19 protein-coding genes are annotated in these 20,354 nt (G+C 69.1%); 13 read left to right on the top strand and 6 right to left on the bottom strand.

The genetic code is table 11. The features are described 5' to 3' along the window. Positions 1-26 precede the first annotated feature (26 nt). The 8 genes from HRC28_RS11040 to HRC28_RS11005 all read left to right on the top strand — a co-directional run bounded on the left by HRC28_RS11040 (position 27) and on the right by HRC28_RS11005 (position 8,514). On the top strand, positions 27-1,661 hold the full coding sequence (locus HRC28_RS11040) for a GMC oxidoreductase (protein ID WP_182380124.1): 1,635 nt from the start codon (positions 27-29) through the stop codon (positions 1,659-1,661). Positions 1,662-1,759: 98 nt separating this feature from the next. After that, complete coding sequence (locus tag HRC28_RS11035) at positions 1,760-2,344, top strand: hypothetical protein (protein WP_182380123.1); 585 nt, start codon at positions 1,760-1,762, stop codon at positions 2,342-2,344. 83 nt (positions 2,345-2,427) lie between these two features. Beyond that, positions 2,428-3,351, top strand: coding sequence for a zinc-binding alcohol dehydrogenase family protein (locus HRC28_RS11030; RefSeq protein ID WP_182380122.1), 924 nt, complete (start codon positions 2,428-2,430; stop codon positions 3,349-3,351). Position 3,352: 1 nt separating this feature from the next. Then, the gene (locus HRC28_RS11025; RefSeq protein WP_182380121.1) at positions 3,353-3,931 is read left to right on the top strand and encodes a nucleotidyltransferase family protein; all 579 of its coding nucleotides are present in this window, start codon (positions 3,353-3,355) and stop codon (positions 3,929-3,931) included. A gap of 128 nt (positions 3,932-4,059) precedes the next feature. Then, positions 4,060-5,541, top strand: a complete 1,482-nt coding sequence (locus HRC28_RS11020) for an NAD(P)/FAD-dependent oxidoreductase (protein WP_182380120.1) — start codon at positions 4,060-4,062, stop codon at positions 5,539-5,541. 1 nt (position 5,542) lies between these two features. Next, a complete protein-coding gene (locus HRC28_RS11015; protein ID WP_182380119.1) occupies positions 5,543-6,481 on the top strand; it encodes an alpha/beta fold hydrolase in 939 nt (312 codons plus the stop codon). After that, positions 6,478-7,344 (top strand): short-chain dehydrogenase/reductase, encoded by an 867-nt coding sequence (locus HRC28_RS11010; protein ID WP_182380118.1) that lies wholly within the window; start codon positions 6,478-6,480, stop codon positions 7,342-7,344. The genes HRC28_RS11015 and HRC28_RS11010 overlap by 4 nt, the downstream gene beginning before the upstream one ends. Positions 7,345-7,509: 165 nt before the next feature. Further along, on the top strand, positions 7,510-8,514 hold the full coding sequence (locus HRC28_RS11005) for an AraC family transcriptional regulator (RefSeq protein ID WP_182380117.1): 1,005 nt from the start codon (positions 7,510-7,512) through the stop codon (positions 8,512-8,514). Here the strand turns inward: HRC28_RS11005 and HRC28_RS11000 are convergent. The 3 genes from HRC28_RS11000 to HRC28_RS10990 all read right to left on the bottom strand — a co-directional run bounded on the left by HRC28_RS11000 (position 8,507) and on the right by HRC28_RS10990 (position 12,059). Continuing rightward, on the bottom strand, positions 8,507-10,204 hold the full coding sequence (locus HRC28_RS11000; RefSeq protein WP_182380116.1) for a cholesterol oxidase substrate-binding domain-containing protein: 1,698 nt from the start codon (positions 10,202-10,204) through the stop codon (positions 8,507-8,509). The two genes, HRC28_RS11005 and HRC28_RS11000, sit on opposite strands and share 8 nt — an antisense overlap. 107 nt (positions 10,205-10,311) lie before the next feature. Beyond that, positions 10,312-11,466, bottom strand: a complete 1,155-nt coding sequence (locus HRC28_RS10995) for a DUF1214 domain-containing protein (protein ID WP_182380115.1) — start codon at positions 11,464-11,466, stop codon at positions 10,312-10,314. Then, entirely contained in the window at positions 11,463-12,059 is a 597-nt protein-coding gene (locus HRC28_RS10990) for a TetR/AcrR family transcriptional regulator (RefSeq protein WP_182380114.1), read from the bottom strand. The genes HRC28_RS10995 and HRC28_RS10990 overlap by 4 nt, the downstream gene beginning before the upstream one ends. 27 nt (positions 12,060-12,086) lie before the next feature. On the opposite strand from HRC28_RS10990, the gene HRC28_RS10985 reads away from it, so the two are divergent. The 3 genes from HRC28_RS10985 to HRC28_RS10975 are packed head-to-tail and all read left to right on the top strand — an operon-like array spanning position 12,087 to position 15,138. Further along, complete coding sequence (locus HRC28_RS10985) at positions 12,087-13,322, top strand: sulfotransferase (RefSeq protein WP_182380113.1); 1,236 nt, start codon at positions 12,087-12,089, stop codon at positions 13,320-13,322. After that, entirely contained in the window at positions 13,319-14,338 is a 1,020-nt protein-coding gene (locus HRC28_RS10980; RefSeq protein ID WP_182380112.1) for a TIGR03617 family F420-dependent LLM class oxidoreductase, read from the top strand. The genes HRC28_RS10985 and HRC28_RS10980 overlap by 4 nt, the downstream gene beginning before the upstream one ends. After that, positions 14,335-15,138, top strand: a complete 804-nt coding sequence (locus HRC28_RS10975; protein ID WP_182380111.1) for an enoyl-CoA hydratase-related protein — start codon at positions 14,335-14,337, stop codon at positions 15,136-15,138. The genes HRC28_RS10980 and HRC28_RS10975 overlap by 4 nt, the downstream gene beginning before the upstream one ends. On the opposite strand, the gene HRC28_RS10970 is transcribed toward HRC28_RS10975, so the two are convergent. Further along, positions 15,122-16,648 (bottom strand): cellulase family glycosylhydrolase, encoded by a 1,527-nt coding sequence (locus tag HRC28_RS10970; protein ID WP_182380110.1) that lies wholly within the window; start codon positions 16,646-16,648, stop codon positions 15,122-15,124. The genes HRC28_RS10975 and HRC28_RS10970 overlap by 17 nt on opposite strands. A gap of 41 nt (positions 16,649-16,689) precedes the next feature. Next, positions 16,690-17,325 carry a TetR family transcriptional regulator gene (locus HRC28_RS10965; protein WP_182380109.1) on the bottom strand — a complete coding sequence of 212 codons (636 nt, stop codon included), beginning with the start codon at positions 17,323-17,325 and terminating at the stop codon, positions 16,690-16,692. A 128-nt stretch (positions 17,326-17,453) separates the two neighbouring features. Between HRC28_RS10965 and HRC28_RS10960 the strand changes: the two genes are divergently transcribed. Both HRC28_RS10960 and HRC28_RS10955 read left to right on the top strand, forming a co-directional pair. Beyond that, positions 17,454-18,662: a serine hydrolase gene (locus tag HRC28_RS10960; RefSeq protein WP_182380108.1), complete on the top strand. Its 1,209-nt coding sequence runs from the start codon at positions 17,454-17,456 to the stop codon at positions 18,660-18,662. Positions 18,663-18,885: 223 nt separating this feature from the next. Next, on the top strand, positions 18,886-19,221 hold the full coding sequence (locus HRC28_RS10955) for a cupin domain-containing protein (protein WP_237111795.1): 336 nt from the start codon (positions 18,886-18,888) through the stop codon (positions 19,219-19,221). Here the strand turns inward: HRC28_RS10955 and HRC28_RS10950 are convergent. Continuing rightward, the gene (locus HRC28_RS10950; protein WP_182380106.1) at positions 19,203-20,351 is read right to left on the bottom strand and encodes an AGE family epimerase/isomerase; all 1,149 of its coding nucleotides are present in this window, start codon (positions 20,349-20,351) and stop codon (positions 19,203-19,205) included. The genes HRC28_RS10955 and HRC28_RS10950 overlap by 19 nt on opposite strands. Positions 20,352-20,354 lie beyond the last annotated feature (3 nt).

Raw genomic sequence — 20,354 nt, 5'->3', positions numbered from 1 at the left:
TCGTCCGACAACGTGAGGGAGATCACATGCAGGACACAACGACGCCGGGCAAGGGACGCAGCCGCGTCTCCCGGCGCGGATTCCTGGCCGGCACCGGCTCGGCCTTCGGCATCGCGGCGGTAGGACTGCCCGCCGCGATGCCGGGGCGGGCAAGTGCCGCAGCGATCGGGAACGGCGCCTCGGTTCCGGCGCTGGTCATCGGGACCGGGTACGGCGGCGCGGTGGCCGCGTTGCGCCTCGCGCAGGCCGGCATCCCGGTGGAGATGGTCGAGATGGGCATGTCGTGGGACACCCCCGGTCCTGACGGCAAGATCTTCGCGAAGGTGACCTCGCCCGACAAGCGGGCCTACTGGCTGCGGACCAAGTCCAAGGCACCGGTCAGCAACTTCTTCGGGTTCCCGATCGACACGACCATCGAGAAGTACACCGGCGTCCTCGACGCCGAGGAGTTCGCGGGCATCACGGTCTACCAGGGCCGCGGCGTGGGCGGCGGTTCGCTCGTCAACGGAGGCATGGCTGTCACCCCCAAGCAGTCGCGCTTCAACACGATCCTGCCGTCGGTCGACGCGACGGAGATGTACAACACCTACTACCCGCGGGCCAACGCCGCGCTCGGCGTCGCCTCCATCGACCCGGCCTGGTTCGAGACCGCGAGTTGCTACCAGTACGCCCGGGTGGGACGGAAGCACGCGCAACGTTCGGGCTTCGCGTGGACGTTCGTCCCCGACATCTACGACTGGAATTACATGAAGGCCGAGCAGGCCGGGACGGTCACCCGTTCGGCGCTCGACGGCCAGGTCATGTACGGCAACGACCACGGCAAGAAGTCCCTCGTCCAGACCTACCTCGCCCAGGCCCTGGCCACCGGCCGGGTGAACGTCTCGACCCTGCACAAGGTCACCTCGGTGGCGCCCGCGTCGGGCGGTGGCTTCACGGTGACGATCGAGCAGATCAACACCTCGGGCACCGTCGTCGCCACGAAGACGGTCACGGCCGACAAGGTGTTCTTCGCCGCGGGCAGCGTCGGCACCAGCAAGTTGCTCGTGAAGCTCAAGGCGACCGGCGCGCTGCCGGCGCTGAACAACGAGATCGGCAAGGGCTGGGGCGACAACGGCAACGTGATGGTCGGTCGCGCCAACCACATGTGGGACGCAACCGGCACCCTGCAGTCGACGATCCCCTGCTCGGGCATCGACAACTGGGACGCGGGCGGTGCCTTCGCGGAGGTCGCTCCCCTGCCGACCGGCATCGAGACCTACGCGTCGCTCTACCTGGCGATCACGAAGACGACCCGTCGTGCCGAGTTCACCTGGAACGCTGCGGCCAACAAGGTCGACCTGTCCTGGCAGACCGCCTGGAAGCAGGACTCGATCAACATGGCCAAGACCATCTTCGACAAGATCAACAGCAAGGAAGGCACGATCTACCGCACCGACCTGTTCGGCGGCTACAAGACCTGGCAGGACGGTCTCACGTACCACCCGCTCGGCGGCGCGGTCCTCAACAAGGCGACCGACAACTACGGCCGGCTGCACGGGTACAACGGGCTCTACGTCATCGACGGCGCGTTGATCCCCGGCAACACCACGGTGAACCCGTTCGTCACGATCACCGCGTTGGCCGAGAGGAACATCGACAACATCCTCGCCAACGACGTCTGAGCGACGGGACCACCGCCTGCCCAACACATGACCTTTGGCCCTCACCCCCGGCACCGAACCGCGACAGGCTCGGAGCACGAACTGAGGAGGTCATGACCATGGCGGTCATCCACAAGCACAGCGTCACCCCCACCACCACGTCCAGTGATTCCGGCGGTGTCCAGCTGCGGGGTACGGCGGCCCGAGCGGTCGCCGTACTCCGCATCGGCTTCGGTCTCACGTTCCTGTGGGCCTTCGTCGACAAGCTCTTCGCGCTCGGCTTCCACACCGGCTACGACCAGACCGGGACACTCGACCGGTTCGGCGACGCGGCCTGGATCAACGGCGGCAGCCCCACCGAGGGGTTCCTCGCCTTCGGAGCGGACGGCCCCTTCAAGGGCTTCTACAACAGCATCGCCGGTGCGGCCTGGGCCGACACCCTGTTCATGCTGGCCCTGCTCGGCATCGGCCTCGCGCTGACCCTCGGCGCCGCGATGCGCCTTGCCGCAGGCTCCGGCGCCCTGCTCTACGTGATGATGTGGACCGTCGTCCTGCCGCCCGAGAACAACCCGGTGATCGACGACCACCTGCTCGGCGCGATCACGCTCGTCGTCCTCGCCCTGGTCGGTGCTGGCGCCACCTGGGGCCTGGGAGCCCGCCTCGAGAAGACCGAGCTTCTTCGCCGGTTCCCCGTCCTGCGCTGACCCGACGTCACTTGGGCGGTGCTGGGATGATCGGAGGTCGGGCCTCGTCTGAGGCCCGACCTCCGATCGACGGGAGACGAGCGATGAAGGCGTTCCGCCTCGATTCGCCTTCAGCCCCGCCCACGCTGGTCGACGCACCCGCACCCCTGCCTGGCCCCGGCCAGGCGGTGGTGCGGGTGCTCGCGTCCGGCATGAATCCGGTGGACCTCAAGCAGGCGGCGGATGCTTCGCTACCGGTCCCCCGCGTGGTGGGCAACGAAGCGGTCGTCGAGTACGACGGCCGCCGGTTCTACGCCGAACGCACCCTCTCCCCGCACGGCTCGTTCGCCGAGTTCGCCGTGGTCGATCCGGCCCGGCTGGTCGCGGTCCCCGACGAAGTGAGCGACGAGGCCGCGCTCGCCGTCGGCATCGTCGGCCTCGCCGCGTGGATGCCGCTGGTGCACCTCGCCCGCCTGCAGCCCGGTGAAACGGTCGTCGTCCTCGGCGCCACCGGCGCGGTCGGGCAGATGGCGGTGCGGGTCGCGCGCCTGCTCGGCGCCGGTCGGGTCGTCGCAGTCGCGCGCGACCGCACCCGGCTCGGTGCCCTGGCGTCGACGGCCGACACCAGGGTCGTGCTGGACCCGGACGACGTCTCCGAACTCGTGGCTGCCACGGGCGGCGGAGCCGACGTCGTCTTCGACCCCGTGTACGGCGCCCCGCTGGTCGCCGCACTGCAGGCCACCCGCCTCGGCGCCCGGGCGGTCTCGGTTGGTGCTTCGGCAGCCGGTTCCGTGGACCTTCCCTTCGCCGTCGTACGCGGGCGGTCGCTGCTGACCTACAGCAACCAACTGGCCGACCCGGACCTCAAGGCCGAGGCCTCGGTGGCGCTGCTGGAGCACGCGCGCCGTGGCGACCTCGTGCTGCCGACGGAATCGTTCCCGCTCGATGCGGCTGCCGAGGTCTGGGAGCTGCAGAAGACCTCCCCCGGCCGCAAGCTCGTGCTGGTGCCCTTGCGATCGAGCGACTGAGATGGCGCACGGACTTCTCCTCGCGGCAGGTGCAGGCCGCCGGATGGGACTCCCCAAGGCCCTCGTCACGGCGCCCGACGGCGTGCCGTGGCTGCTGACCAGTGTCCGGGCCCTCGCTGAAGGCGGGTGCGACGCCGTCACCGTCGTGCTGGGCGCATCAGCAGAGGAAGCCGCCGCCCTGTTGGCGGACAGCCCGGTCGAGGTGATCGTTGCTGCGGACTGGGAGAACGGGATGGGGGCGTCCCTGGCCGCAGGCTTGCGCCACCTCGGCGCCCTGGACCAGCGCCCCGACGCCGCGCTGGTCCATCTGGTCGACCTGCCCGATGTCGGACCAGCCGTCATCCGACGGGTGCTCGGCGCGGGCGAGCAGCTCCCCTCCGCTGCATCGACAGAAGTTCTTCGTCGCGCCGCCTACCGCGCCGTACCCGGGCACCCCGTGCTGCTCGGGCGAGCCCACTGGGCTGGGATCCTCGACAGCGCCACCGGCGACCAGGGCGCGCGGAGCTACCTTGCCAGCCATGACGTGGCGCTCGTCGAGTGCGGGAACCTCGCGACCGGCGATGATGTCGACCATGCCTGAGGCGATCAACGAAGGCTGAGTCGAAGGCTGAGTCGAAGGCGCCGTCCCCGAGGGGGTGTCCGGAAAAGCCAAAACAGTGTCCTCGTCCGTCAAGACCCTCACGTCTGCTGGCGCGCATCGTGGTGGACATGAGCACACACCACTTCGACGTCGTCGTCATCGGTGCCGGCCTGTCCGGTATCGGCACCGCCTGCCAGATCACCAGCCGGCACCCCGGCAAGACCATCGCCGTCCTGGAACGCCGGGAGCGGGTCGGTGGGACCTGGGACCTGTTCCGGTATCCGGGCATCCGCTCGGACTCCGACATGTTCACCTTCGGGTACAAGTTCCGGCCGTGGGTCGACTACAAGGTCCTGGCGCCCGGCGCGTCGATCCGCGACTACATCGCCGACACCGCTGCGGAGCACGGCATCGACGAGAAGATCCACTACGGCGTGAAGATCGTGGCCGCCGACTGGTCGAGCGACGAGGGCCGCTGGACCGTCACGGCCGAACGCGAAGCGACCGGCGAGACGGTGACCTACACCTGCACGTTCCTGGTCAGCGCCACCGGCTACTACAACCACGACGCCGGCTTCCTGCCGACCTTCCCGGGCTCCGACGACTTCCAGGGCCAGCAGATCCACCCCCAGCACTGGCCCGAGGACCTCGACTACACCGGGAAGAAGGTCGTCGTCATCGGCAGCGGCGCGACGGCCGTGACCCTGGTGCCGTCGATGGCCGGTACGGCGGAGCACGTGACGATGCTGCAGCGCTCACCGTCGTACATCTTCACGGTGCCGGCGTTCGACAAGATCTCCGCGGCGCTCAACCGCTTCCTGCCCGAGAACGTGGTGTTCCAGCTCGCCCGCAAGCGCAACATCGCCCTGCAGCGCGCCATCTACGTCTCGTGCCGCCGCTGGCCGAAAGCGATGCGCCGCTTCCTGCTCTCGCACGTACGACGTCAGGTCGGGCCGGCTGTCGACATGGCCCACTTCACGCCGAACTACCTGCCGTGGGACGAGCGGCTGTGCGCGGTTCCCGACGGCGACCTGTTCAAGGCGCTGAAGGCCGGTGACGCCTCCGTCGTGACCGACCACATCGACACGTTCACCGAGACCGGCATCCGCTTGAAGTCCGGCCAGGAGCTCGAGGCGGACATCATCGTCACGGCGACCGGCCTGCAGGTGCAGATGCTCGGCGGACTGAAACTGACCGTCGACGGCGAGGTTCACGAACTGCATGACCAGATGACCTACAAGGCCGTGCTGGTCGAGGACGTGCCCAACCTGGCGTGGATCTTCGGCTACACCAACGCCCCGTGGACGCTGAAGTCCGAAATCGCCGGCGAGTACATCTGCCGCCTCCTGCAGCACATGGACGACCACGGGTACGACGTCGCGACACCCCGCGACACCGTCGGCTGCGCGACGGGTGACGGCATCCTTGACTCCCTGCAGTCGGGCTACGTGCAGCGGGCCAAGGACACGCTCCCCCGTCAAGGAAAGCAGGGACCGTGGAAGGTCGAGATGGACTACGGCCGCGACTCCCGGGTGCTCCTCGAGGACGCCATCGATGACGGGGCACTGCACTTCGAAGCGCTGCGCCCGACCCTCGCCCAGGTCGGCTGACATGGACGCCATCACCTTTCGCAGCGCAGGCGTTCCCTGTGCGGCCTGGCACCTTCCCGGCCAGGGCGACCACTTCGCGGGCGATCACGGGCGGCCGTGCGTCGTCATGGCCCATGGTTTCGGCGGAACGCGCGACACCGGCCTCCTCGGGTACGCCGAAGGGTTCGCTGCCGCCGGACTTGACGTCCTGCTGTTCGACTACCGCGGGTTCGGAGACTCGGGCGGGTCACCCCGCCAGCACGTGTCCTTCCGCCGCCAGCACGTCGACTACGTCGCTGCGATCGCGGCGGCACGGCAGTTGCCCGGAGTCGATCCCGAGCGAATCGTGCTGTGGGGGACGTCGTACTCCGGCGGACATGTGGTCCCGGTTGCGGTCGCGGACGGACGCATCGCGGCCGTCGTATCGATGACTCCCGCCATGGACGGACTCGCCGCACTGATGGCGATGTACCGGCACGGCGGACTCGGCCGACTGCTCCCGCTGGTCGTCCACGGCCTCCGCGACGCGGCCCGTGGCCTGTTCGGTCGCGCCCCGCACCACATCCCGGTCGTCGGTGAGCCCGGCTCGAACGCCGTGTTGACCGCACCGGGCGCGCTCGCGGGCTACACGGCCCTGGCCGGACCCACCTGGCGCAACGAGGTGCGCGCCCGCGTCGCCCTCGAGGTCGCCTTCAACCGGCCGATCGGGCGGGCCTCACGACTGAGGTCGCCGCTGCTCGTCCAGGTCGGCGCGAACGACTCGGTCGCCCCGCCTGCCGCTGCCCGGAGCACCGCGGAACGCACAGGCGGTCCGGCAGAGCTGCGGGAGTACCCCGTCGACCACTTCGACGTCTACGACGGTCCGGTTCAACAGCGCCTGTTGGCCGATCAGGTCGCCTTCCTGCGCCAGCACGTCCCTGGCCACACCATTCCCACGACAATCGAGGTGCGCACCGCATGAGCAACTACTCCATCAGCGGCAAGGTCGCACTGGTCACCGGCGCCGCGCGCGGCATCGGGTTCGAGACCGCCCGCCAACTGGCAGAGCGGGGCGCCTCGGTCGCGCTGGTCGATCTCGACCTGGCCGCCACCAAGGCCGCAGCGGCGCGGATCGGCGACCGGGCCATCGGGCTCGCGGTTGACGTCACCGACGCTGCAGCCATGCAGGGCGTCGTCGACCAGGTCGTCGCCGCCTTCGGCCGCCTCGACATCGTCGTGGCCAACGCCGGCATCGCACCCCGGGTCGCGACGTTGCGCACGATGGATCCGGCCGTCTTCGAGCGCGTGCTCGAGGTCAACCAGCTCGGCGTGCACCGCACCGTGCACCCGGCACTGCCCCACGTGATCGCCAACCGTGGCCACGTCGTGGTGACCTCGTCGATCTATGCCTTCGTCAACGGCGTGCTGATGGCGCCGTACGCAATGTCCAAGGCAGGCGTGGAGCAGTACGGACGCGCCCTGCGCGGCGAGTTGGCGCAGTACGGCGCCACGGCGGGTGTCGCGTACTTCGGCTTCATCGACACCGACATGACGCGGGACGGCTTTGCAGACGACATCGCAGCGCGATTCCTCGCCACGTTCCCGGCGTTCCTGATGAAGAAGCTCACCCCGGCCGAGGCGGCCGCGAGCGTCGTCGCCGGCATCGAGCGCCGCAGCGCGCGCACCATTGCTCCACGGCGATGGACCGGCTACTCGGTCCTGCGCGGGCTGCTCAACCCGCTGCTCGACGTCCGTACCGAGCGCCATCGCGTCGTCCAGACGGTTTTGAAGGACGCCGACCAGCAGTTCACAGCACCACGTGCGACAGCAGAGGTCTCGTCATGACCGCTCTCGTCGGCACGTTCGCCTTCATGCTCATCCCGATCTGGATCCCGCTGGCAACGTCCGGAGCCGGCTTCGTCTCCGACCGCCTCCGGTCGCACCGAGTCGTTGCGCAGCGGAGCGCGGCAACACATACTCTTGTCATTTCCGGACAGGAGTGGAGACGCGGTGGGAAGCCTGATCCGATCCACCGGCCTGTGGGGCTATCCCGATCTGGTTCGTGAGCTCGGCGGAGATCCGGCGCCGTTCCTGAAGCGGTTCGGTCTTCGCGAAGGCGTCGAGCGTGAGGACGATGCGCTCGTGCCCCTCGATGCGGTCGTGCGGATCCTGGCCACCACCGCTGACGAACTCGACTGTGCCGACTTCGGGCTCCGCCTGGTCCGCTGGCAGGGACTGGGGATCCTCGGTCCGGTCGCCGTCATCGCCCGGAACTCCGACACGGTGCAGGAGGCGCTGCAGGCGATCGCCCGCTATCTCTACGTGCACTCCCCCGGCCTGGTCCTCACGGCGGAACCGCGCGGGGCGGGAGCCGGGATCCGGTTCACCTACGAGGTGATCGAGCCGTCCGCCCCCGACGCACGCCAGGGCTACGAACTGAGCATGGCCAACGCTGTCCTGATGCTGCGCCTCCTGGGCGGACCGGATGCGCGCCTCAGCACGGTGTCCTTCCTGCACGAACAGATGGGCTCGACGGCGGCGTACGACGAGACGTTCGGCTGTCCGGTCCGCTTCGCTCAGGAATGGTGCGGGTTCGAGATCCCTGCGGACCTTGCCGCGCGGCCGATCGACAGTGCGGACCCGGAGACCCGGCGCATCGCCACGAAGTACCTCGAGGCCAACTACCTGCCGGACACTGCCTCCATGTCCGAGCGGGTGGCCGAACTCGTCCGCCGACTGCTGCCGACGGGTCACTGCACCGCCGACGACATCGCCGACCAGCTCGGCATGCACGAGCGCACGCTGCGCAGGCACCTGACGAGCGAGGGCACCGGTTGCCACGAGGTGATTGACCAGGAGCGTCGTGTCCTTGCGGCCAAGTACCTGGCCGACCCGCGCCTCCAGTTCGGCCAGATCGCGGCATTGCTCGGGTACGCCGAGCAGAGCACCCTGAACCGGTCCTGCCGACGCTGGTTCGACAAGACGCCACGCGAATACCGCTCCTCGATCAGGTAGGCGGCAGCACCCGCTCGAGAAACGCGCTCGTGAAGACGCCGTGCGGGTCGAGGTCCTGCAGGGTCGCGACCGCGGCATCCCAGGTGTCCTGACCCGACCGCCCGGCGCGCAACGACTGCGGAATCCGGTGGGCGATCGCATCCGCGTCCGTGAACCCACCGGCGTCCGTGAACGCCCACTCCTTGCACCACTCGACACGCAGGCCCGGGAACTCCGCCGTCGCCCACGTCTCCATCCGGGCGCAGAACTCCGGGAACGTGGTGGTGCCCGGCAGGCTCAGCGTCTCGAACCAGACGGCCGTGTCCCACTCCGGGTGATCGGGCCGCGGACTCACCGCCGAGAGCGTGGGGACCTGCGCGCCCGCCCCCACGTCCGTCGGTACGTCGACGCCACAGGCCCGGATGTGCAGGGTCAGGCTGACCGGGTGCTCGTTGCGCGCGGCGTACTCGTCCACGACCGCCCGGTGCTTCGTGACGTAGCGGTGCACCACGGACTGCACGTCCGCGCGACGACACAGCACGGCCAGCCCGAAGTCGTGCGAGGGCAGGCTGTTGGCGCCGTCCCAGACGAGGACGTTCCTCGCCGAACCCCACAGGTCCCCGGACACGGTGGCCAGCAGGCCGGCCGCCACGACGGCGTACATCGCCTGACCAAAGATCGGCGTCGAGATCGGGTTCCCGGCCACCAGCTGACTGGCCAGGGCAGCCACCTCCGGCGGGATGTTGTCCACGAAGAGGTAGTTGTAGGGCTTGGTGACCGCGCGCGACAGCGGCGGCTTCACCGGCGTGATCTTCCACGTCTTGACCCACGGTTTCTCGGTGCAGGTGAACCACACGACGTCGACACGTCCGGTGCGGTTGAGCAGGTCCGCGAACGAGTTGGGACCCGCCGTGGCGCCGTACAGCGTCGTGGCGGGGATGTTGACGTAGCTCTGGCAGCGCATCTTGAGGTTCGCGCCCGCCTGGACCACGACGTCGTACACGAAGGCCCGTCCGAGATTGACCAGCAGCGCACCGATCTCGGGGTCGCTGCGGACGAAGGTGCGCAGCACGTACGAATCGGCGTCCGCGTCCCACACGACGGCGCGGAGTTCGGTGACCAGATTGCTCAGGCTTCCGTACGTCGTCCCGGGGGTCCGCACTTCGCCGACGGCCGGCACCGATGCACCGTGTCCACCGATGGCCAGCGCGCCGCCGACCGTAATCGTGCCGATGGTGGGGACGCCCCCGTCGAGGCCGAGCCCCTTCGCCTCGAGCGCGGCCAGCAGGTCGTCGAGCAACGTCCCGGCCCGCACGCGCGCACGCCGGGTCTCCGTGTCGACCTCGACGCCTGTCAGGCTGCGGGTGTCGACCAGGAGCACCGGCGGCGAGCAACCGTCCTCACCGGTGACCAGCGGCGACCACGTGTGCCCCATGCCGCGCGGGCGCAGCCGCCAGCCCGATGACCTGGCCCAGTTGGCCAGCCGGATGACGTCCTCGACGTTCGTCGGGCGGCAGGTCCATGCGTCCTCGACACGGATCACCGTGGACCAGTTCTGGAAGACCTGCCGGTAAGGCGTGATCCCGGACGGGAAGGCCGTCGGGGTGGCACACGGACTCGCAGCTGCGGCCGCTTCGGTGCCGAGCAGCAGGCGTCCGACGGGCACCCACGCAAGGCCACCCACGAGCGCGCGGCGTGAAACTGTGGACATCCGGGACCCCCGTCCGTTGTCCTCCCCACCTCACAGTGACGGAGACCAGCGGGACGGGGAATGGCCCGAATGGGTGATCCGGACACAGGCCGTCCGTGCTATTCGCGTCAGGGCAGTTCGGTCGGCGCCTCGCTGCGCGACACCAGCCGCACCTCCGGTCGCGCGGGTACGACGTCCCCGAGGAACCAGCGGAACGCGAGGCTCCCCCGCGGCTGGCCCAGCGTGCTGATCGCGTTGGGGTGATCCAGCCGGTCCCGCGCGATCACGATGGTCACGGTGCCGTCGGAGTTCGGCTTCGCCGTCGTCATGTTGAGCGAGGTGCGCCCGTCCGTCGCCGTGTGGCCGGCCATGAACTGGTTCCACGTCGTCAGGTTCCAGAACCGGCAGGTCGGCGGCTGGTGCGTGACCACGAGCGCCTCGTCCGGCCCGAGGTCGTAGCTGCCGAAGGAGTAGCACGCGTCGGTGGCCGACCAGCCGAAGTTGAAGTCCGGCACCTGGTAGGGATCCGCGAATTCGTTGGCCACCTGCGCGGCGTTGTGGCCGAGCTCGAGGCGGTCGCCGTCGATCCGCTCCCCCAGACGGAGCGGCACGATGGCCGTCATCGTGCGCAACCAGGTCAGCGTCGATCGCAGTGCGGTCGCCGTGGCTCCGTCGCTCCGCACGATGGGGTCGGCTCCCTCCAGTGCCTCGATGCGCCAGGTCACGGGCCTGCCCGTCCGCGGGTCCGCCTGGTAGTCGCGGGTGAACGCGACCGCGGCATCATCGGCGAGCTCGATGAACGGGCCGGACCAATCGGCCGGCCGCTCGGGAGCGAGCAGCAGTTCGAAGTTCCCGCCCTCGTCGATGGCGAGGTCGCTGTCGTTGAGGACACCGATCACGCGGTCCGACCAGGCACCGGGCGACGGCTCGTTGTAGACCGTGAGCGAGAAGTAGACGCTGTCACCGCGGTGACCCGACACGAGGTAGGAGCGGCGCGGGTCCAGGGGTGCGTAGGAGTACCAGGCGTCCGTGTTGTCGCCACCCCAGCGGCGGTCCCGCCGGAACGGATTGACCGTTTCGATGAAGACGGGCCGGCTCTTCTCGGCGAACAGGTAGGTGTCGAGACCGACCCCGAGCGCGGTCGCGAGCATCCGGTAACCGTCGACGACTCCCGTCTCGCCCTCGACGGCACGGTCACCAGCCAGGAAGGTCTGCTCGAGCTCGCCGAGACCGGCGAGCAGTTCGTGCCAGGCCGCCGTGGACTGCCAGCCGGTGGTGGTCATGTCGTGATTCCTTCCAGCGCCAACGTGCAGATCGAGTTGATCCACGCTTCGTCGAGCACGGTCTGTCCGGGCGTCAACACCGCGAGGAGCGCGCTGCCACCGATGATGTTGAGCAGATGGTCGGCACGTACGCCGCGTCGTACCCGGCCCTTCGCAGTGGCGTCGTCGAGGAGTTGTTGGACCTCACCGATTCGCGACACCCACAGCTGGTCCATCAGTTCACGGTGGAGCTCGGGATGTGGCACCAGATCGCTCAGCAGGCCGGGCAGGGCGGCTCGCGCCACCGGATCGGAGAACAGCAGGGCGCTGCCGCGCACGAGTGCTTCCACGTCCGTACGCAGGTCACCGGTCGACGGCAGGCCTGTCGCGAGGGACTCGGGGAAGACGGCCTCGTGGACCAGGTGGGCCTTCGACTCCCAGCGCCGGTAAATCGCCGGAGTGTTGGTGCCCGAGCGGGTGGCCACGGCGGCGAGCGACAGGCCGGCGTACCCCTCGGTCGCGAGGAGTTCGCGGGTCGCCGCGATGACCGCCTCGTCGATCCGGCGGTCGCGCGGTCTTCCCGCGGTTCTGGTCTCGGAAGTCGTTGCTTTCATTTCGTTATTGATCGTAATGTATTGCTCATGCAGCAACAACCCGTCGTGATCGACGACCTGGCCACACCGACGTTCACCCCGGAGGTGGTCGAGATCCAGACGTTCCTCGGGTCCCTCGCTCCCGACCTGCCGCTGACGTCCGAGAGCCTGCACGCCGCGGCCGTCGCGCAGACCGGTCTCGACGACTTCGGCCCGGACGACTACCGGGAGCGTCTCGACGTGTTGCTGGGTGCCATCCACGTGCTGCCGCTGACCGGCGCCGGTCAGGTCATGCTGCACTCCCAGTTGACCCAGCACCTCAAGAACCGGCTGCTGCTGGAGGACCTGCTGGGGCGACACCCCGAGATCCGTGACATCGAGCTCGCGCCGCCGGTCATCATCGCCGGGCTGCCCCGCACCGGCACCACGCACCTGCACAATCTCCTTGCTGCAAGCGGGTTGTTCCGCACCCTCCCCTACTGGGAGAGCCTCGAGCCCTTCCCCCTGCCCGCGGAAGCCGGAGTCGAGCCGGACCCGCGGCGCGGCCGCTGCGACCAGGCGATCGAGTTCGTCGACCAGGCCATGCCGCTGTTCCGCGCCATGCACGAGATGACGACCGACCACGTGCACGAAGAGATCCAGTTGCTGGCCAACGACTTCTCCTCGATGTTGTTCGAGACACTCGTCGACGTACCGGCGTCGCGGGAGCACTACCTCGCGCACGACCAGACCCCGCACTACCGTCATCTGCGCCTGCAACTGCAGGCCTTGCAGTTCCTCGACGGCGGGCGACGCTGGCTACTCAAGTCGCCGCAGCACCTCGAACAGCTGCCGACGCTGGCCGCGGTCTTCCCCGGCGCCACCGTCGTCCTCACCCACCGCGATCCCGCCCGGGTCACCGTGTCGATGGCGACGATGCTCGCCTACAGCCGCCGGATGAACCTCGAGTCCGTCGACGCGTTCGCCATCGGTCGCGACTGGAGCGACCGCCTCGACACCATGCTCTCGACCCTGCTCAAGGACCGCGACCACGTCCCGGAACTCCGGACGATGGACGTCCGGTTCGGCGACTTCATGGCCGACGAACTCGACACTGCCGCACGGGCGATCCGGCTGGCGGGCGACGTCGTCACCGAGGAGGCGCGCGACAAGATGGCCCATTACCTGGACACCCACGTGCAGGGCCGGAACGGCACCATCGACTACCGGGCAGGCGACCTCGGCCTGGACGTCGACGAGCTCACCGAGCGCTTCGCGCCCTACATCGAGCGGTTCCTGGCGTGACCGGCCTCGCGGTCGACATCCGACTCGACGCAGCGCCCGACCACGTGGCGGCCCGTGCGCAGGAACTGGCCTCGACCGGCGTCGCGGGACTCTTCACCTTCGAAGGGGCCCACGACGCCTTCCTCCCCCTCGCGGTGGCGGCGACGTCCTGCGGTCCGATCGACCTGATGACCAATGTCGCGATCGCACTCCCCCGCAGTCCGATGCATCTCGCGAACCTCGCCTACGACCTGCAAACCCTGTCCCGGGGCGGGTTCCGGCTCGGACTGGGCTCGCAGGTGAAGGCCCACATCGAGCGACGGTACGGCGCCACCTGGGACCGGCCCGTCGCGCAGATGAAGGACCGGGTGCAGGCGGTCAAGGCCGTGCTGGACGCGTGGCAGAACGGCACCCGGCTCGACTTCACCGGCGAGTACACGCGCCTGGACCTGATGCCGCCGATGTTCAACCCCGGCCCGAATCAGTACGGCGTCCCGCCGGTGCTCCTCGGAGCACTGGGGCCTGCGATGACGCGCGCTGCGGCAGAGGTGGCCGACGGCCTGCTGGTGATGCCCTTCAACTCCGCACGGCACTTCACCGAACGCACGCTGCCCGCAATCGAGGAAGGTCTGAGCCGACGCGAGGCTGACGCCAGCGGCTTCACCATCCACCCGCAGGCGATCCTCGCCATGGCGTCGGATCCTGCGGAACTGGCCGGTGCCATCGAGGGCGTCCGCCGCCTGCTGGCGTTCTACGCCTCCACGCCGGCCTACCGCCCGGTGCTCGAGGTCGAGGGCCGAGCTGATCTGCAACCCCAGTGCGCGGACGCCGTACGACGGGGAGAGCTGGCGACCAGCGCGCACCTCATCGACGACGACCTGCTCGCCCGGCTGGCCGTGGTCGGTACGCCGCAGGAGTGCGCACAGCAACTGCTCGACCGCTTCGGCAGCCACGCAGAACGGGTCTGCTGCTACTTCCCCGGGTCTGACCCGTCGCTGGACCTGATCAGCCAACTGGTCACGGCGCTACGACCGTGACGACCCCGGCCAGCACGGCGGTGACGCTCGTCGTCGACGACGGCGTCGCCCTGATCACCCTGGCCGGGTCGGACGGGCTGAACCTCTTCTCGCGCTCGACGGGGCGCGCACTCGGCGACGCGCTGCGCACCTGCGACGAGGACGATGCGGTCCGGGCCGTCGTACTGACGGGCGCCGGTACGGCCTTCTGCGCCGGAGCCGACCTGAGCCCGGGCTCGCGTGCGTTCGACGATCCGGACGAGGCGTTCTCCGCCTCGCCAGTGCAGCCGCCGGCCTGGCAGGTGCGCAAACTGGTCATCGCCGCCATCAACGGCCCCGCGATCGGCATCGGCCTCACCATCGCCCTGCAGTGCGACCTGCGGATCGTTGCCGAGGACGCCAAACTCGCGATCCCGCAGGTGCGCCGCGGCATGATCGGCGACGCGCAGAGCCACTTCACGCTGCGTCGTCTCGCCGGCACCGCAGTCGCGGCCGAGATGCTGCTCACCGGCCGCACGATCCGCGGTTCCGAAGCGGCGACGCGCGGTCTGGCGAATCAAGCCCTGCCGGCCGGCGACGTACTCCCCACAGCACTGGAGATCGCCCGCGACGTCGCGACCAACGTGAGCCCCGCGGCCCTGGCCCTCAGCAAGGAACTGCTGTGGTCCGACCTCTCCCCCGAGCACATCGCGGACGCAGAGACCGAGGCCCATCGGATCCTGATGGGCCACCCGGATGCGGCCGAAGGGCCCGCAGCGTGGCGCGAACGGCGTACGCCGAACTGGACGCTGCGGGCCTCCGACGTCACGAAGCCGGCGTGACCTTCACGGTGATCGTTGCCGCCCCCGGCAGCGAGGAGACCGTCAGGCGCGCAGAGTTGGGCGCCGACGTGACCGTGCCGCCGGTGACCTGGACCTGGTAGCCGTTGGCGAAGAACCGCGGGTGCACGAAGAACTCCGACACCGAGCCACCCGGGAAGTTGCCGCCGCCACCCGCACGAGCCGTCGAGTACGACGCCTGGAAGGTCGACGTGGCCTTGTCCCAGTTCCAGCTCAGCGGCGTTCCAGCGACGACCTTGGGCGCCGGCTTGGTCAGTACCGTCAGCAGTCCCTGCTTGATGTTGTCGTCGGTCGGCGCCTTGCTGATGTCGTTGATCAGGCCGTACTTCGCGTCGTGCCCGAAGTCCTGTCCCCAGTAGGCCCAGTGCATCCAGCTGAGCATCTGCTTGTCGGCCTGGTTGAGCAGGCTCTCCACGACGACGTCTGTGTCACCGGCGCCGAACTCGTTCATCAGGAGCGGCTCGCCGGTCGCCTTGAACTGCGCCTGGGCGTTGGCGAGGTTGATGCCGGTGAGGACGTCGCAGGGCAGCGACGGAATCGGGAGGGGCACCGGCGCCAGGGCCAGCGCGCAGTAGTTGTGGAAGGCGAACCCGACCTGCGGGTCGTTCATCGAGGGGTGCCAGGTCCGTGCACCGAGGCCGAAGAACGCCTGCGGCTCGACGAAGACAAGGCGGTCACTGTCGACCTGCCGGATCGACGCCAGCACCTTGCGGTGGAACGGCGCCAGCTTGAGTACGTCGAACAGCGGGCACCCGATGGGCAGGGCACAGGTCGCCACGTCGAGGATCCCCGGGGACGGCTCGTTGTCGATCTCGAAGACCGTGTTCGGATCATCACCGAACCGCTGCGCGACGTGCTTCCACGCCGCGGCGTAGTGGTCCTGCAGGCCGATGCCGTCGGGCGCCTTGACGTTGCGCCAGAAGTTCTCGTTGGCGATGGCCGCACCCGGCAGCACGTTGGCGGGAGCCGGCAGGAAGGTCAGCCCGGGGATGCCGTAGGAGATGCTCGCCCACGCGGGAGCACCGTTGCCGCCGTACGTTTCGCTGTAGCCGTCCTGGTGGAAGTTCACCACCGGCATCAGGCCGTGCTCGGCTGCGGCGGCAGCCAGGTCGACGATCTTGTCGATGTAGACGTCGTCGTACTGGCCGGGCTGGGGTTCGACGGCCGCCCACGTGAAGCCGAGCCGGATCGCATTGAAGCCGTTGTCGGCCAGGAACTGCAGGTCGTCCTCACCGAAGCCCAGGGCATCCGGCGTGTACGGCGCGAACTTGTTGATCATGTTCGTGCCGTGGATGACCACGGCGCGGCCGTCCTGGTCTGTGAACCAACGACCGGTGTGTCGCAGGTTCTCAGCGACCGGGAACGTCGACGTCTCCCCCGCAGATGCCGGCTCTGCCGAACTGGGGCTGGTCGTGGCCAGTCCCACGACGGCGAGGCTGAGGCAGGCGGCAAGGGCGACGGTGCGGCGGAGCGCGCCGAACGTGGGGAGCATGCTCGGCACGGTACAAGGCAACGGCCTTACCAAGTCAAGGGCTAGCCCTTAATCTTTGCCTGCTCGTGCGCAGGGGCAGCCGTCACCAGACCGGTCAGCACGTCGATGAGCTCCTGGCGTCGCCGCTCGCGGGCGACCTCGTCGAGGGAGTCGGCAGTCCGTTCGTACTCAGCCACCAGACTCAGCAGGCAGATCGCCATCGCGTCGGTCCGGAAGCGGCGATCGGACTCGGGAACCATCGTGATCTGCCGCGACATCCGGCCCATGACGATCCGCAACGACGGGTGCCGCTCGTCCGCCAGGACGTCCGGGTCGAAGACCGCCGGATGATCGCGCACCCGGTCAAGGAAGCGCGCGAAGTGCGTGGCGTCGGGGCTGTCGACGATCTGCACCATCGGCAGGACCAGCATCGCCACGAGGCTGCGGATGTCGTGGTGGGTTCCCGACGACTCGGCATCGGCCAGCATCTGCACCCGCGCCGCTTCCATCTCGCCGAGGCGAGCATTGACGGCCGCAGCGATCAGACCGTCGCGGCCGCCGAAGTAGTAGTGCACGGCGGACTTGTTGCGCAGACCCGCCGTACGGGCGACGTCCTCGAGCGAAGCGCTGGGGCCGCGCTCGGCGATCAGCTCCTCGGCAGCACGCAGGATCCGCGTCGCCGGCGCCGTCTCGCTCATGGCGCCACCCTAGCCATCGCCGCGGGACGGCACGTCGAAGAAACCTCTCCGGAAAAGTTGCAAGGTTCCTCTCCCCCGCTGCTCCAACAGTCACCAGCACATCAACCCTGACTGAAGGAGCAACTCCGATGAACCTGCGCCGCACCGCAGCCGCCCTCGCCCTGGCCGCTGCCGCACTGCCCCTGACCGTGGGCAACGCGCCCGCCGCCCACGCCGAGGACGCCGTCTTCACCAACACCCAGGCCAGCGTCGCCGAGATGCGCGCCTCGGTGGCCACCCAGATGCAGAACAAGGCCTTCGGCTGGCAGCTCGCCATCTCGCAGAACGGCACCCTCAAGGTCGCCGACGAAGGTGGCTTCGCCGTCTCCGCCGCCGACAACAACGGCGTCCCGATCCCGATGCAGGCGAGCATGCAGATGGAGCTCGCCAGCGTGACCAAGAACGTCACCGCGGTCGCCACGATGAAGTTGCTGCGTCGCAACGGCCTCACCCCGGAGACCCTGGTCTGGCCCTACCTGCCGAAGACCTGGGACACCACCAAGTTCACGCAGGTCCGGTTCCGCCACCTGCTCACCCACACCTCCGGCATCAACCAGGCGCTCGCCGCCCTCGCCAACCCGCCGAGCAACAACGGCTGGAACGCGATGAAGACCGTCGTCGAGCTCGGCACCGTCGTCGACTCGCAGCGCCAGTACAAGAACGCCAACTTCGCGCTCCTGCGGATCATCAACGCCGAGCTCTGGAACCGCAGCGGCGGCAAGAAGTACACCAACGCCGCCGAGGAGATCACCATCACCGCGGCCAACCACACGTCGTACGTCCTCGAGTTCATGAGGGAGTTCATCTTCAAGCCGGCCCAGATCGGCGGCATCGGCTGCATCACGCCCGGCACCACCACGGGCGTCCGCTCCTACCCGCTGAACGCCACGCAGGCCAGCAACGGCAGCGTCCGCGGCACCGGCAGCGAGGAGTGCGCCGGAGCCCGCGGCCTCGCGATGTCCTCCACCCAGCTCGTGCAGTACCTCAGCAAGCTGCGCAGCGGCGCGATCATCCCGCAGGCCGACCTGGCCTGGATGGACCTGTGGCGTGCGGGCTGGAACGAGGACTCCAACGGTGGCGACGGCGGCCAGTCCGGCCCGGCCGACGGCGAGATCGACAACTGGCGCTCGCCGGGTGCCTTCTGGCACGGCGGCGACCTGCTCGGCACCAACCAGCTGCACACCTGCGCGATGACCTTCGCCGACGGAACCCAGGCCACCCTCCTGATCAACTCCGACTTCAACGGCAACACGCAGTGCGGCGTCCTGCTCAAGGCCTGGTACGACGCCAAGCCCTGATCTGACGAACCAGAGCCGCCCGCATCGCTGACTTCCAGCGGTGCGGGCGGCTTCGTACGTGGCCGACAGGTCCCATTCGGCCGGTGCTTTGTGGGCAGAACCGGCGTAATGTCGAAGGTCCAGTCCGGTCCGCAAATCGGCTGTCGACTCGGGGTGCAGCCGTTGGCCCACCTGACGCCACCCCATCCCGAGAGGCTTCATCATGGCGTCCGAGAAGCAGAGCATGAACACCCCGCACGAGACCCGGCCCTTCCAGGCACACGGCCACATGGACGTCGTCACCCTCGGCGACTTCACCCTCGGCAAGGGAACCTTCGAGCCCGGCTGGCGATGGTCGAACGACGTGAAGCCGATCGCCGGCACCGACTCCTGCCAGGTCCGGCACTACGGCTACTGCGTCTCGGGCCAGATGACCGTGCAGTTCGACGACGGCAGCGAGATGACCGTGGGGCCGGGCGACGTCACGCTGATCGAACCGGGTCACGATGCCTGGACCGTCGGCGACGAAGCCTGCGTGATGTTCGACTCCGGCGTCGCGGCCTACGCCAAGCCGAGCTGACCGCTGGCAATGGCCGCGGCCAGCGAGCCACGGACCGGGAAGCGCGCGAAGAGAGTCGCCTGCACCGCGTGGTAGAGGTCGGGCTTGCCCGGCCAGACGGTGCGCAGCGGTTGCTGGTTCCGATCGAGTTGGTGGTGCCACGACCCGTGCTCACGATCGAGCAGGTACCGGTCGGCGTACTCCCACCAGGTCCGGGCGTCGCGGTCGTAGCGCTCCTCGCCCGTCGTTGCGTGGAGCACGGTGGCCGCGGCGACCGCCTCGGCCAGCACCCAGTGCATCCGGTCGTGCACGACCGGGCGACCGTCCCAGTCCGTCGTGTAGACGAATCCCTCCGCGCCGTCGACAGCCCACCCGTCGGCTGCGGCGCGCTCGTACAACGCAACCGCCGCGGCCGTGTGGTCCTGGCCGGTCTCGGCGTCCAGGTGCAGCAGCAGGCGGGCCCACTCGAAGGCATGGCCGACCGTGGCGCCGTACGGCTTGAACGGGTCGTCCGGCTGCTCACGGTTGAAGTCGGGCTGCGGCACCCACTGCTCGTCGTAGTGCTCGGGCAGCCGCCATCCGAAGTCCCTGCCGATGCCGACGACTCGCTCGCAGATGCGGGCGGCGCGATCGGTCCAGACACCGCCGACCGCCAGCATCGCTTCGACCGCGTGCATCGTGCCGTTCAGCCCGCGGTACGGCGCCGGGGTCGACCAGTCACGGTCCCACTCATCGACGCACATACCGCTGCGTTCGTCCCAGAACCGCTCCTCGAACACCGTCGCGGCCTCGGCGAGCAGTCGCTCCGCTCCCGGGATGCCCGCCCGGTTCGCGGTGGCCGCGGCCAGCAGCACGAACGCGTGTTGGTAGCAGGACTTCTGGACCGGCAGCCAGCCGCCGTACTCGTGGTCGCGGAACTCCTCGTCCAGCGCCACGAGGGCTCCCGCGGCCAGGGACCCCGATCCGGGGTGCTCGAGCAGGACGCCGAGGCTCCGCACGTGGAGGGACCGTGCGGCGAGCCAGGTCTGGCGCGGTTGGCCGGCGTCGGCGAGCCCGATGTCGTCGAGCCACGAACCCGGCGCAGCACTGGTCCCGAAGCCCAGGAGGCGGCTCTGCTCCGCCTCGAGCCAGCCAGTGTCGCCAGGTCGCATGGG

Source organism: Nocardioides sp. WS12 (assembly GCF_014108865.1).
Taxonomy (GTDB): Bacteria; Actinomycetota; Actinomycetes; order Propionibacteriales; family Nocardioidaceae; genus Nocardioides.
This window is presented reverse-complemented; position numbering and strand designations above follow the sequence as displayed.

Coding starts and splice junctions, on each gene's coding strand:
- HRC28_RS11040 (WP_182380124.1), top strand. CDS start 27: ATGCAGGACACAACGACGCCGGGCAAGGGACGCAGCCGCGTCTCCCGG.
- HRC28_RS11035 (WP_182380123.1), top strand. CDS start 1,760: ATGGCGGTCATCCACAAGCACAGCGTCACCCCCACCACCACGTCCAGT.
- HRC28_RS11030 (WP_182380122.1), top strand. CDS start 2,428: ATGAAGGCGTTCCGCCTCGATTCGCCTTCAGCCCCGCCCACGCTGGTC.
- HRC28_RS11025 (WP_182380121.1), top strand. CDS start 3,353: ATGGCGCACGGACTTCTCCTCGCGGCAGGTGCAGGCCGCCGGATGGGA.
- HRC28_RS11020 (WP_182380120.1), top strand. CDS start 4,060: ATGAGCACACACCACTTCGACGTCGTCGTCATCGGTGCCGGCCTGTCC.
- HRC28_RS11015 (WP_182380119.1), top strand. CDS start 5,543: ATGGACGCCATCACCTTTCGCAGCGCAGGCGTTCCCTGTGCGGCCTGG.
- HRC28_RS11010 (WP_182380118.1), top strand. CDS start 6,478: ATGAGCAACTACTCCATCAGCGGCAAGGTCGCACTGGTCACCGGCGCC.
- HRC28_RS11000 (WP_182380116.1), bottom strand. CDS start 10,204: ATGTCCACAGTTTCACGCCGCGCGCTCGTGGGTGGCCTTGCGTGGGTG.
- HRC28_RS10995 (WP_182380115.1), bottom strand. CDS start 11,466: ATGACCACCACCGGCTGGCAGTCCACGGCGGCCTGGCACGAACTGCTC.
- HRC28_RS10990 (WP_182380114.1), bottom strand. CDS start 12,059: ATGAAAGCAACGACTTCCGAGACCAGAACCGCGGGAAGACCGCGCGAC.
- HRC28_RS10985 (WP_182380113.1), top strand. CDS start 12,087: ATGCAGCAACAACCCGTCGTGATCGACGACCTGGCCACACCGACGTTC.
- HRC28_RS10970 (WP_182380110.1), bottom strand. CDS start 16,648: ATGCTCCCCACGTTCGGCGCGCTCCGCCGCACCGTCGCCCTTGCCGCC.
- HRC28_RS10965 (WP_182380109.1), bottom strand. CDS start 17,325: ATGAGCGAGACGGCGCCGGCGACGCGGATCCTGCGTGCTGCCGAGGAG.
- HRC28_RS10960 (WP_182380108.1), top strand. CDS start 17,454: ATGAACCTGCGCCGCACCGCAGCCGCCCTCGCCCTGGCCGCTGCCGCA.
- HRC28_RS10955 (WP_237111795.1), top strand. CDS start 18,886: ATGAACACCCCGCACGAGACCCGGCCCTTCCAGGCACACGGCCACATG.
- HRC28_RS10950 (WP_182380106.1), bottom strand. CDS start 20,351: ATGCGACCTGGCGACACTGGCTGGCTCGAGGCGGAGCAGAGCCGCCTC.